Origin of the sequence: Streptomyces sp. NPDC090127 (assembly GCF_044746945.1) — a bacterium.
In the GTDB taxonomy this organism is placed as follows: Bacteria; Actinomycetota; Actinomycetes; order Streptomycetales; family Streptomycetaceae; genus Streptomyces.
The window spans coordinates 674,522-686,614 of the sequence record NZ_JBIVDE010000001.1; the positions used below are offsets into that span (position 1 = coordinate 674,522).

General features: G+C 73.3%; 10 protein-coding genes. 3 read left to right on the forward strand and 7 right to left on the reverse strand.

Annotated features, from left to right (window positions below; genetic code table 11):
• The first annotated feature begins 135 nt into the window (after positions 1 to 135).
• Entirely contained in the window at positions 136 to 714 is a 579-nt protein-coding gene (locus ACIPPS_RS02975) for a phosphoesterase (protein WP_401426087.1), read from the forward strand.
• Positions 711 to 2,285, forward strand: coding sequence for an alkaline phosphatase D family protein (locus ACIPPS_RS02980; RefSeq protein ID WP_401426090.1), 1,575 nt, complete (start codon positions 711 to 713; stop codon positions 2,283 to 2,285). The genes ACIPPS_RS02975 and ACIPPS_RS02980 overlap by 4 nt, the downstream gene beginning before the upstream one ends.
• A gap of 71 nt (positions 2,286 to 2,356) precedes the next feature.
• Here the strand turns inward: ACIPPS_RS02980 and ACIPPS_RS02985 are convergent, their stop codons facing one another.
• The 4 genes from ACIPPS_RS02985 to ACIPPS_RS03000 form a co-directional block, all read right to left on the reverse strand.
• Positions 2,357 to 4,783 (reverse strand): hypothetical protein, encoded by a 2,427-nt coding sequence (locus tag ACIPPS_RS02985; protein WP_401426092.1) that lies wholly within the window; start codon positions 4,781 to 4,783, stop codon positions 2,357 to 2,359.
• Positions 4,784 to 4,968: 185 nt separating this feature from the next.
• A complete protein-coding gene (locus ACIPPS_RS02990) occupies positions 4,969 to 5,307 on the reverse strand; it encodes a DUF6113 family protein (protein ID WP_401426094.1) in 339 nt (112 codons plus the stop codon).
• A 2-nt stretch (positions 5,308 to 5,309) separates the two neighbouring features.
• Positions 5,310 to 6,227, reverse strand: coding sequence for an N-acetyl-1-D-myo-inositol-2-amino-2-deoxy-alpha-D-glucopyranoside deacetylase (mshB, locus tag ACIPPS_RS02995; protein WP_401426096.1), 918 nt, complete (start codon positions 6,225 to 6,227; stop codon positions 5,310 to 5,312).
• 54 nt (positions 6,228 to 6,281) lie between these two features.
• Entirely contained in the window at positions 6,282 to 6,476 is a 195-nt protein-coding gene (locus tag ACIPPS_RS03000; RefSeq protein WP_260229051.1) for a hypothetical protein, read from the reverse strand.
• 175 nt (positions 6,477 to 6,651) lie between these two features.
• Here ACIPPS_RS03000 and ACIPPS_RS03005 point away from each other — a divergent pair, with 175 nt between their 5' ends.
• A complete protein-coding gene (locus ACIPPS_RS03005; RefSeq protein WP_401426099.1) occupies positions 6,652 to 8,889 on the forward strand; it encodes a prolyl oligopeptidase family serine peptidase in 2,238 nt (745 codons plus the stop codon).
• A 1-nt stretch (position 8,890) separates the two neighbouring features.
• Here the strand turns inward: ACIPPS_RS03005 and ACIPPS_RS03010 are convergent, their stop codons facing one another.
• From ACIPPS_RS03010 to ACIPPS_RS03020, 3 genes are all read right to left on the reverse strand, one after another.
• The gene (locus ACIPPS_RS03010) at positions 8,891 to 9,811 is read right to left on the reverse strand and encodes a hypothetical protein (RefSeq protein ID WP_401426101.1); all 921 of its coding nucleotides are present in this window, start codon (positions 9,809 to 9,811) and stop codon (positions 8,891 to 8,893) included.
• 232 nt (positions 9,812 to 10,043) lie between these two features.
• Positions 10,044 to 11,126, reverse strand: coding sequence for an ABC transporter ATP-binding protein (locus ACIPPS_RS03015; RefSeq protein WP_401426103.1), 1,083 nt, complete (start codon positions 11,124 to 11,126; stop codon positions 10,044 to 10,046).
• A complete protein-coding gene (locus ACIPPS_RS03020) occupies positions 11,119 to 12,093 on the reverse strand; it encodes an ABC transporter ATP-binding protein (protein ID WP_401426105.1) in 975 nt (324 codons plus the stop codon). The genes ACIPPS_RS03015 and ACIPPS_RS03020 overlap by 8 nt, the downstream gene beginning before the upstream one ends.

The window sequence follows — 12,093 nt, forward strand, 5'->3', positions numbered from 1 at the left end:
TCGGCAGCGCTACCCGGGAGTTGTCTGTACAACTCCCGGTCGCCGTTCCCCGACTGGCCTTCGAGGGTTCACCCCCGACTGCTGCGATACACGCGCCATGTGAACAACGAACAGCGCTTGATCGAGGAGGCTCGAGTGAATCTCGTAGTCAACGGCGACGCGGAGAGCGGGCCCGGCGGGTCCGCCGACCCGGTCGCCGCGGTGACCGGGTGGACGGTGCCCGAGGGGGCGCCCGCGCTCATCTCGTACACCCTGGGCAACGGTTACCCCGGCCCCGGCGACCCCGGGCCCGCGAGCCGGGGCAGCCGGTTCTTCTCCGGGGGCGACAGCCCCCGTACCGCGCTCGTCCAGGACATCGACCTGCCCCGCGACGGCACCACGGGGTGGCGGCACATCGACGCCGGGAGGGTGAGCTACACGCTCTCCGGCTGGCTGGGCGGGTACGCGACGCAGGAGGACGGCGCACGGCTGTCGGTGGAGTTCCGGAACGCGCAGGGCACTCCGGTCGCCCTGTCCGTCCTCGGCCCGGTCACGGCCACCGAGCGGCTGTCCCGTACCGCGCTGTTGGAGCGCACCGCCACCGCGCGCGTGCCGCGCACCGCGCGCACCGCGCGCGTGCTGCTCGTCTTCACCCGCACCGGCGGCGGGACGTCCAACGACGGCTACGCCGACGCCATATCGCTCACGCTGCACACCACGGGAGGACGCAAGTGACCAGGCTCAACCGACGCGATCTGCTGAAGGCGGCCGGAGCCGCCGGGGCGCTGAACGTGGTCTGGCCGCTGTCCGCCGGGCTTTCCCCCGCGCAGGCCCTGGAGGCCGCCCAGGCACTCGGCGCCGACTACGACCCGGCGCCGTTCACCCTCGGCGTCGCGTCCGGCGACCCGCGGCCCGGCAGCGTCGTGCTGTGGACGCGGCTCGCCCCCGAGCCGCTGGCGGCCGAGCAGAAGCTGAGCGAGATCGTCGAGGTCGAGTGGTTCGTCTCCACCGACCCGCAGCTGAGGAACATCGTCGCCAGCGGCTGTGTGCCCGCGTCCGCGACGCTCGGGCACAGCGTGCACGTCCCCGTCTCCGGGCTGCGCCCGGGCATCCACTACTGGTACGCCTTCCAGGCCCTGGGCAGGCGGAGCCGGATCGGCCGGACGAAGACCGCGCCCGTCGGCCACGTCGCCTCGGTCCGCTTCGCCGCCGCCAACTGCCAGGCGTTCCACGACGGCTTCTACGCGGCCCACCGGGGCATCGCGCGCGAGAACGTCGACTTCGTCGTCCACCTCGGCGACTACATCTACGAGCACGGCCAGGTCGGCGGTGTCCCGGCCGACCACGTCCGCGACCACGAGGGCCCCGGGGTCTTCACGGTCGCCGACTACCGCCGCCGGCACGCGCTCTACAAGGGCGACGCCTCCCTGCGCGAGGCGCACGCGGCCCACCCGTGGTTCCTGACCTGGGACGACCACGAGGTCGTCAACGACTACTCCGGTACGGGTGGCGGCGCGTCGTTCATGCAGCGGCGGGCGGCCGCGTACCAGGCCTGGTACGAGAACATGCCGCACCGCGACGGCGGCGCCGGGACCAGGACGGCGCTGCCGGACCCCGAGATCCACCGCGTGCGCCGCTGGGGCGACCTGCTGGAGCTGAGCGTCCTCGACCTGCGCTCGTACCGCTCCGCGCAGAACCTCGCGGACGGCACGATCCTCGGCTCCGGGCAGAAGAGCTGGCTGAAGAAGACCGTCGACGGCGCTCCCGACACCTGGCACGTGTGGGCCAACTCGATCATGCTCAGCCAGCTGCGGGGCCGGCCGGGCGGTTCGTACATGTTCACCGACCAGTGGGACGGCTTCCTCGCCGAGCGCAAGGAGGTCCTCGGCCATGTGCACGACTCGGGCATGGAGGACCTGGTCGTCATCACCGGCGACTGGCACTCGGCGTTCGTCGACGACATCCGGCCGGACTTCGACGACGTCTCGTCGCCCGTCATCGGTACGGAGTTCACCGCGCACTCGGTGACCTCAGGCGCGTACTCCGCGAGCTGGAACGCCACCAACGGGCCGGTCATGGGCGCGGCCAACCCGCACCTGAAGTACTTCGAGGGCAACCGCTACGGCTACGACGTCTACGAGGTCACCCCGCAGCGCTTCAGCGCCCACATGCGGGTGATCGGCGACCGCCGCGACCCGGCCTCCCCCGTCACCACGCTGACCACCTTCCACGTGGACCGCGGGAAGGCGGGCTCGTACGAGGACCCGGCGACCAGGAACTCGCCGGCGCAGTACCGCCGCGACTGACGGCACGGAAGCGAAGAGCGCCCGTCCCGCCGGTCGACTCCGGCGGGACGGGCGCTCCCGTACGTCCGTCCTCAGCCCTGGCCGCTGAGGTCTATCGTCTTCGTCCGCTCGGCCAGGGTCTTGCCCTTCAGGGCGTCGCGCATGACGAACGCGACGTCGTCGGCGGAGACCTGGTGCTTCTTGCCGTCGGCCTTGGTGATCATGACGCCGTCGAAGACGCCGTCGAGGAGCCGCTCGATCGCCTTCTTGTCGTAGACCTCCACCAGGCGGCCGTTGACGGCCTTCATGGAGAGGATCTGCGGGAGCGAGCGCGCCGGGCCGAACTTGATCTCCTTCGGCCCCGCCTTGATCAGGATCACGTCGGACATCGCGGGCTCGGCGAACTCCTTCATCGCCCGGTCCAGCTCGGCCTTGCTGATCGTGGGCTCGCGGGTGACGACGGGCAGTTCGACGGCCTTCGCCTTGCCCGTCTCGACCTGGGCGCGGTACGCGTCCTTGACGAAGAGCATCGAACGGGCGACGTCCAGGCCCTTGCCCGGCTTGCCCTCCACGGCGGTGACCTTGCCGGGGGCGAACCTGATCGCGCCCTCGGTCGCCGAGCCGGAGGTGCCTGCCACGTCGGTCAGGGCGACGGCCAGCTTCTCCTCGTCGACCGGGAGCTTCGGCTCGGCGACGCGCTCGCCGCCGAAGAGGGAGCCGATCACCGAGACGGGGTTGTAGTCGCTGCCCGCGGCCGCGCGGACGGTCTCCTGGCTGTCCAGGGAGAGGCCGGCCTTGTCCGGGGCGAGCGTGACCGTCTTGCCGTCGACGCTGAGCTGGAGCGGGGCGTGGGCCCGCTTGCCGAGGGCGGCCTCCAGCTTGTTGACCCCCTCCTCCTTCGTCCCGCCGCCGATGTCGACGCCGAGGACGGTCGTGCCCTTGGGGACGTCGGAGTGGTTGAGGAGCAGCCCGGCGCCGTAGGCGACACCGGCGAGGCCGAAGACGCCGACGCCGACGAGGACCAGCTTGGAGCGGCCCTTCTTCGGCGGGGCGGAGGAGCGGGACGGGGAGGCGGCGGGCGCGGGCGACGAGGGCGCGGGGCGCGGCTCGGCCGGGGCGCCGCCGAGGTACTCGGGGGTCGAGAAGCCTCGCTCCGGCGTACGGGGCGTCAGGTCCGGGCCCGCGGGGACGACCGGGATGCCGCTGGTGAGCGTGTCCCCGGAGACGTGGCCGCCGGGCGGGGTCGGGCCGCCGGGGCCGGGGTTCTGGGGCGTCAGGACGGCGGTGTCGTCGCTCATCCGCGGCGCTCCCCCGAAGGGGTCACCGGTGATGAGCGGGTTGCCGCCGGGCGGCGGGTTGCCACCGGCCAGGGGGTCGCCACCGGGCCGGGGGCCGCCCGTCAGGGGGTCGCCGACCGCCAGCGGGTTGCCCGCCGCGGGGCCGACGCCGGCCAGCGGGTTGCCCGCCGTGGGACCGCCGGCCAGCGGGTCGCCGCCCATGGTGGTGCCACCCGTGGGTGCACCACCCATGGTGCCGCCGCCCACAGGGCCCGCGCGCAGCGCGCTGGTGCCGGTCGCCGGGCCCGTGGTCGGGCCGGTCGGGGGCTTCGGGCCGGCTGCCGGGGGCTGCGGGGCTCCCTGGGCGTACGGGGCGCCGCCGGGGCCGTACGCGGCCTCGTCCTGCGGCGGGGTCGAGAGGAACATCGGCGTACCGGAGGCGGGCGTGGCCGAGATGGAGGCGCCGCCGACCTTCGGGATGCCGCCCGTCGCGGGCCCGGCGAAACCGGAACCGCGCGACTGGCCGCCCGTGGCCGGGGGCCGTACCCCCGCCGGGGGCGTCCGGCCCGGACCGGCTCCGCCGGGACCCGGGCCGCCCTGACCAGGCGCGCCCGGACGCGGCGCACGGGCACCGGCGCCACCGGGACCCGGGCCGGCGGTACCCGGGCCCGAGCCCGGTTCCGAGATCTGGGACAGGCCCGACTTCGCGGCCGGACCGCCGCCGGCACCGGGAGCACCGGGCCCGCCAGGGGCGCCGGGGCCGGAGGGGCCGGACGGGCCGCCCGAGGGCGCGTCGGGCGCGGCCGACCTGCGCGGCGCGAACCAGTCGCTGGTCGGCTTGTCCTCGGCCTGCGGCGGTTCCGTCCGGGCGGGCTCCGGCGGGGCCGGGGCCTCGGGCGCGGGGGCCGGGGCCGGTGCGGGGGCGGCCTGGGCGGGCGCGGAGTCCGAGCCGGCGTCACCGACCGGCTTGCGGACGACCACGGGCGGGATCGGCCGCGAACCCGGGATGTTGATCCGGATCCGGGTGGTCAGCGTGGTCTCGGTCTTCGGCTCTTCCGGCTGCGCAGGAGCGGGCGGCGCGGCGGCGGCACCGGCGGTCTCGTCGGATCCGTCCTGCGTGGGGTGGAGCGACGGATACTGGCGGGATCCGTACGGCGGCGTGCCCGACGGGTACGCGGCTCCACCGCGCCCCTGGGCGCCGGAGGACGAACTGTCAGTCTCTCGACCAGTTTCACGACTCAAAGCAGGTTCTCCCGGTTGGCTCCACCGCCCGCTCTTGCTGGTGCTCGTGTACCCGGGCGGCTCGGCGGCGCGCACCACCATACTGGCCGTCGCCGACAGACACCTGGTGGACGGGTGTCGAGTAAGGGGCAATCCGGCCGAAGTTTGGGCAGCTCTTCACCGAAGCTCCCCTCAAGTCACCCTGTTCACGCGGCCGGACGGACGAGCCGCGACATCGTGGCGCACATCACAGCGATCGCCATGCCCCCGAGAAGGAAGATCATCTCAGCGGCGCCTCCACCGAAGGCCCCGTCGCCTTCCGGGCGTCCGAGGCTGAGCAGCACGATGGCGACGAGCCAGCCCGCCCCGGGGGCGACCAGGCCGAGCTGGGTGCCGGTGGCCCGCAGGCCGCCGTAGAAGACCCCGGCGGCCGCGAGCAGGCCGAGGATCAACCCGCCGGGGAACCAGGCGTTTTGGGCGAAGGAGCCCGCGATGCCGACGAGGGCGCCGAGGACGAGGAGGAGGGCGTACCAGACGATCCGCATGTTCACGTGTTCCCGTCGCTCTCGATGCCCGTGTCGACACCCGCGAAGAGGTCCGTCTCGCGCGCGCCCTCCGGCGCGCCCGGCGTGCCCCTGACCAACTGGTAGTGCTCCGTGGTGAGGATCGGCTGACCCAGGTCGTTCGAGAGCGCGAAGAAGGGGCCCTCGACGGCGATTTGGGTGGCGTGGGCACGCATCGCGGCGGCCTTGCGCACCGCCCAGGTCTGCTCGCCGTCGATCTCGGCGGTGATCATCGAGTCGTCCACGACCCCCGGCACGTCGTCGATGTCCGCGACGCCGGGGAATCCGGCGCCCCCGGCGGCGCGCAGCCGGGCGAAGGCGGCCTCGGCGAGCGGGCGCGGGACGCGGTTCCAGTAGATCTTCGCGATCGTGTGGGCCGGGCCGAGGTCGGGGCGGTAGGCGGGGTTCTCGGCCAGCTCGGCGGCGCGCATGGCGACGCGGTGGGCCTGGATGTGGTCGGGGTGGCCGTAGCCGCCGTCGGGGTCGTAGGTGACCAGGACCTGCGGGCGGGTCTCCCGGACGATCTCGACCAGGTACGGGGCGGCGGTGTCGACGTCCGTGTTCCAGAAGGCGTTCGCGCGCCGGTTCTGCTCGACGCCCATCATCCCGGAGTCGCGGAAGCGGCCGGGGCCGCCGAGGAAGCGGTGGTCGGTGACGCCCAGCTCCTTCATCGCGTCGGCCAGCTCGCCGACGCGATGGGGCCCGAGCCGGTCCTCCCGGTCGGGCGCGAGATGGGCGAGCCCGGGCGGGATGACCTCGCCCTCCTCGCCGAGCGTGCAGGTCACGAGCGTGACCTGGGCGCCCTCGGCCGCGTACCTGGCCATGGTGGCGCCGTTGTTGATCGACTCGTCGTCGGGGTGCGCGTGCACCAGGAGCAGACGACGGGCTGGGAGAACCGTCATGGCCCCACCCTACGAGGCGGGGCCGGACACCCCCGAGCACCCCCGGGCACGGGGTCAGAACTTGAGGCCGCCGATCATGCCCGCCACGTTCGTGGTGAGCTGGCTGATGGACGGGGCGATGGACGAGCTCGCCAGGTAGAACCCCAGGAGCGCGCAGACCGCCGCATGTCCAGCCTTCAGTCCGGATTTCCGGATCAGCAGGAAGACGACGATCGCCAGCAGCACCACCGCCGAAATCGAGAGTGCCACGGCGGTTCACCTCCACAACTTCTTCGGTCGGATATTCGGACGGTCAGTTCGGCGAGCATGTGCCAGGTGTCAGGGTGACCTCTACCCACCTAGCGCTACGGATCATAACTATGTGTGGCAACGCATTGATGGTGTACGGGGGCACAGGGGGGCGCACAGCGCTAGTTTCGGTCGCATGACCTCCACGCAACTGCCGTCGTACCCGCTCTCGTTCCCCCGCCAGTACGCCCGGACCCAGCGCTTCTCGCTGGGGGTTCCCCGCACGTTCACGGTCTCCCCGGACGGTGAACGCGTGGTGTTCGTCCGCTCGTCGTCCGGCACCGACCGCTCCCACGGACTGTGGGTCCTCGACCTGGCCCAGGAGCCGTACGAGCGGCTCGCGGCGGACCCCGGGACGCTGCTCGCGGGCGCGGCCGAGGAGTTGTCGGCGCAGGAGCGGGCGCGGCGGGAGCGGAGCCGTGAGGGCTCGGGCGGGATCGTGGCGTACGCGGTGGACGCGGCCGTGGAGTTGGCCGCTTTCGCTCTCTCGGGGCGGCTGTTCACGGCGGAGCTGCGGGCGGGCACCGCGCGGGAACTCCCGGCCCCCGGGCCGGTGATCGACCCCCGGCCGTCGCCGGACGGGCGGCACGTCGCCTATGTGGTGGGCGGCGCGCTGCGAGTGACGGGCGCGGACGGCGAGGGCGACCGGGCGCTCGCGGAGCCGGAGGACGCGCACACGACGTACGGGCTCGCGGAGTTCGTGGCGGCGGAGGAGATGGGCAGGTCGCGCGGGTTCTGGTGGGCGCCGGAGTCGGACCGGCTGCTGGTGGCGCGGGCCGATGACCGGCCGGTGCGCCGGTGGTGGATCGCCGATCCCGCGCATCCGGAGCGGGAGCCGCAGGTGGTGCCGTATCCGGCGGCGGGGACGCCGAACGCGGAGGTGCGGCTGTACGTGATGGATCTGACCGGGGCGCGTACGGAGGTCGCGTGGGACCGGGAGCGGTATCCGTACCTGGCGCGGGTGCACTGGTCGCCGGACGGGGCTCCGCTGCTGCTCGTCCAGGCGCGTGACCAGCGGACGCAGCTGCATCTGGCGGTGGACCCGGCGACCGGCGCGACGCGGACGGTGCGGGCGGACGAGGACCCGGTGTGGCTGGAGCTGCTGCCGGGGGTGCCGGCCTGGTCGCCGGAGGGGCGGCTCGTGCGGATCGCGGACATGGACGGGGCGGCGGAGGCGGGCGGGGCGGCCCCCATGGTCGGGGCCGGGCGCGCCGACGGGGGCGGAACAGGGGCCGGCGGCGGCGGTGCCGCCCCCGGCGGGGCGCGCGTGCTGATGGTCGGGGAGCGGGCGCTGACCGGGGCGGGGCTGCAACTGCGCGCGGTGCTGGACATCGGGGAGGACGACGTCCTGGTGTCGGCCTCGGCGGGCGAGGGGCGAACGGAGCCGGAGACCGGTGAGATCCATGTGTACCGGGTGGACGAGCGGGGTGTGGAGCGGGTCTCGGAGGGCGTGGGGGTCCACTCGGCGGTGCGCGGCGGCGGGGTGACGGTGCTGGTCTCCGCGCGGCCGGACGCGCCCGGAAGCGTGGCGCGGGTGCTGCGGGACGGTGCCCAGGTGGCGGTGATCGCCTCGTACGCGGAGCCGCCGGTGCTGTCGGCGGGTGTGCGGCTCGTCGAGGGGGGCGCACGGCGGATTCCATGCGCCGTCCTGCTCCCCTCGGGCTACGTGGAAGGGGACGGGCCGCTTCCTGTGCTGATGGATCCGTACGGCGGTCCGCACGGCCAGCGGGTGGTCGCCGCGCACAACGCGCATCTGACGTCGCAGTGGTTCGCCGACCAGGGCTTCGCCGTGATCGTGGCGGACGGGCGGGGTGCGCCGGGCCGGTCGCCCGGCTGGGAGAAGGCGATCAAGAACGACCTGATGCCGACCCTCGACGACCAGATCGAGGCGCTGCACGCGCTGGCGAAGGACTTCCCGCTCGATCTGGGCCGGGTGGCGATCCGGGGCTGGTCGTACGGCGGCTATCTCGCCGCGCTCGGGGTGCTGCGGCGCCCCGACGTCTTCCACGCGGCGGTGGCGGGGGCGCCGGTGGCGGACTTCCGGCTGTACGACACCCACTACACCGAGCGGTACCTCGGGACGCCGCAGGACGACCCGGCGGTCTACGCGGCGAACTCCCTGGTCACCGACGACGGGCTGGTGGCGCCGGAGGAGCCCGCGCGGCCGCTGATGATCATCCATGGTCTGGCCGACGACAATGTGGTGGTGGCCCATTCGCTGCGGCTCTCCTCCGCGCTGCTCGCGGCCGGGCGACCCCATGAGGTGCTGCCGCTGACAGGCGTGACCCACATGACCCCGCAGGAGCAGGTGGCGGAGAACCTGCTGCTGCTTCAGGTCGACTTCCTCAAGCGGTCGCTGGGCATGGGCCGGTGACTCACCAGCCGGGCGGGCGCGGGTGCGGCGGGGCGGGCGGCAGGGCGGCCACCGGCTGACGGGGTACGGGGCGGGGCACGCCGCGCACGGAGAGCAGGACGAGCACGGCGGCCCCGGCGAACAGTCCGTACGCCGAGGTGGCGAGGGCGAGCCGGCCGTCGTCGCCCAGCGCGGCGACGTGGTCGGCCCACCCGGTCCGTAACGCCGTGGCGACCCCCGCGAACCCCCAGCCCGTCAGGAACAGCCCCGCGAACAGGCCGAGGGGGCGGGCGTGCGGGGCGCGGGCGAAGGCGCTGCCGGCGGCCACCAGGAGAAGAAGGGCGAGCATGACGTTCAGCCAGGCCGGCGGGACCGCGAGGGCGGGCAGGTGGAGCGAGCGGCCGCCGGTGAACCGGTCGACGGTGGCCTCGACCGGCAGCTCCCTCGCCCGGTGCACCTCCCACGCCACCCGGGCGGCCCCGGCGACGGCGCACAGGATGCCGGCGGTGACGGCGGGGCCCGTACGGAGGCGGGCCGGCCGCGCGGGGCGGGTGCCGCGGCCCGCGGCCGCGGTGACGACGAGGCCGGCGGCGAGGGCGAGCGTCAGGAGGGTCGTGACGAGTGCGTCGACCCCGGTGGCCCACAGGCCGGGCAGCCGCAGCGCGAGCGTGACCGCCCCGGCGGCGGCGAGCGCGGGCGCGGCGAGCGAGGAGCGGAGCGCGGCGAGCGCGGTGGCCGTGTAGGCGACGAGCAGGAGGGGATCGAGCAGCGAGGTGGCGGACCTGCTCCGGAGCAGGAAGGCGTGGTCCCCGGCCCAGTACCAGCCCAGTGCGGCGGGCGAGCCGAAGGCCGCGAGGTCCCGCAGGAGCCAGACGACGATGACGAGCGTGAGCGCGCCGCACAGCGCGGCGCCGGTGAGACGTGCCGGTCGTGTCACTGTCACGGAGCCGATACTCACCGCTACCACGCGCCGAAACAAGCGGTTCCGCATATTCGACCGGCAAGTCGAGGACGGGTGGCGGCCGGCCGGGACGACATGGCGCGTACCGGCCGGCCTACGGCACCCGCACGGCCGTACGCTGTCGAGACTGACGGGTTCGTATATCGGATCCGGGTCGGCGGAGTTGCCTGCGCGTTAACGAATCTGACGGTGCTTTATGCGGACATGGTCCGTATTACTCCGGGGTCTGGCCGGGCGCCGCCCCCGGAGCCTCCCCCTCCCCCTCCCCCTCGTCCGACGGCACCACGTGCTTCTCCTCCGCGAAGTGGCACGCCGAGTCGTGCTTCGCCGGGGTGTCCGTGTGCCGGAAGACGGCCGGCACCGCCAGCAGGGGCACTTCGAGCGCGCAGCGCTCCTGCGCCTTCCAGCAGCGGGTGCGGAAGCGGCACCCCGAGGGCACGTTGGCCGGTGAGGGCACGTCACCACTGAGGATGATCCGCTCGCGGTGTTCCCGCGCGTCCGGGTCCGGCACCGGGACCGCCGACAGCAGGGCCTGGGTGTAGGGGTGCGTGGGGTGGTCGTAGATCTGGGCGTCGGTGCCGATCTCGACGATCCGGCCGAGGTACATGACGCCGACGCGGTCGGAGATGTGCCGGACGATGGACAGGTCGTGGGCGATGAAGACGTAACTGAGCGAGAACTCGTTCTGGAGCTTCTCCAGGAGGTTGACGACCTGGGCCTGGACGGAGACGTCGAGGGCCGAGACCGGTTCGTCGGCGACGATGATCTCCGGCTGGAGCGCCAGGCCGCGGGCGATGCCGATGCGCTGCCGCTGGCCGCCGGAGAACTGGTGCGGATAGCGGTTGATGTACTCCGGGTTGAGGCCGACGACGTCGAGCAGGTCCTGGACCTTGCGCCGCCGGTCCCCCTTGGGGGCGACCTCGGGATGGATCTCGTACGGCTCCCCGATGATGTCGCCGACCGTCATCCGCGGGTTGAGGGAGGTGTACGGGTCCTGGAAGACCATCTGGATGTTGCGGCGGACGGCCCGCAGGGCGCGCGGGGACATCGTGGTGATGTCCTCGCCCTTGTAGCGGATGGCACCGGAGGTCGGACGCTCCAGGTTGACCAGCATCTTCGCCACGGTCGACTTGCCGCAGCCGGACTCGCCGACGATGCCGAGGGTCTCCCCGGCCACCAGGTCGAAGTCGACGCCGTCGACGGCCTTGACCGCGCCGACCTGCTTCTTGACGACGACGCCGCGCGCCAGCGGGTAGTGCTTGTACAGGTCCCGGACCTGGAGAATCGGCTCAGCCACGGAGGGCCTCCTGCCAGAAGTGGCACGCGCTGCGGCGCTCCTGCGACACGTCGTACAGCGGCGGCTCGTCGGTGCGGCAGACGTCCCGGGCGAGCGGGCAGCGCGGGTTGAAGGCGCAGCCGGGCGGGATGGCCAGCAGGTTCGGGGGCAGGCCCTTGATCGCGTACAGCTCCTGGCCCTTCTGGTCCAGGCGCGGGATCGAGTCGAGCAGGCCGCGGGTGTACGGATGGGCGGGGGCCTTGTAGATCTCGTGGACGGGGGCGGTCTCGACGATCCGGCCCGCGTACATCACGGCGATCTTGTCGGCGACGTCGGCGACGACGCCGAGGTCGTGGGTGATCAGGATGAGGCCCATGTTGAGCTCGCGCTGGAGTTCGGCGAGCAGGTCCATCACCTGGGCCTGCACGGTCACGTCGAGGGCGGTCGTCGGCTCGTCGGCGATGATCAGGTCGGGTTCGAGGGAGAGCGCCATCGCGATCATGATGCGCTGGCGCATGCCGCCGGAGAACTGGTGCGGGTACTGCCCCACGCGCTCCTTGGCGGCCGGGATGCGGACCCGGTCCATCAGTTCGACGGCCTTGGCCCGGGAGTCCTTGCGGGAGAGGCCCTGGTGGACCTGGAACATCTCGCCGAGCTGGTCGCCGACGCTGATCACGGGGTTGAGGGAGGACAACGCGTCCTGGAAGATCATCGCCATCTTGGCGCCCCGGACCTTGCGCCGCTCCTCCTCCTTGAGCTTCAGCAGGTCGCGGCCCTGGAAGAGGATCTCGCCGTCGGTGATCTTTCCCGGCGGGATGTCGAGGATGCCCATGACGGCCTGGGCGGTGACGGACTTGCCGGAGCCGGACTCGCCGAGGACGGCCAGGGTCTCGCCCGCGTCGACCGAGTAGCTGACCCCGTTGACCGCCTTGGCCACCCCGTCCCGGGTGTGGAACTCCACGTGCAGATCGCGCACTTCGAGCAGCAT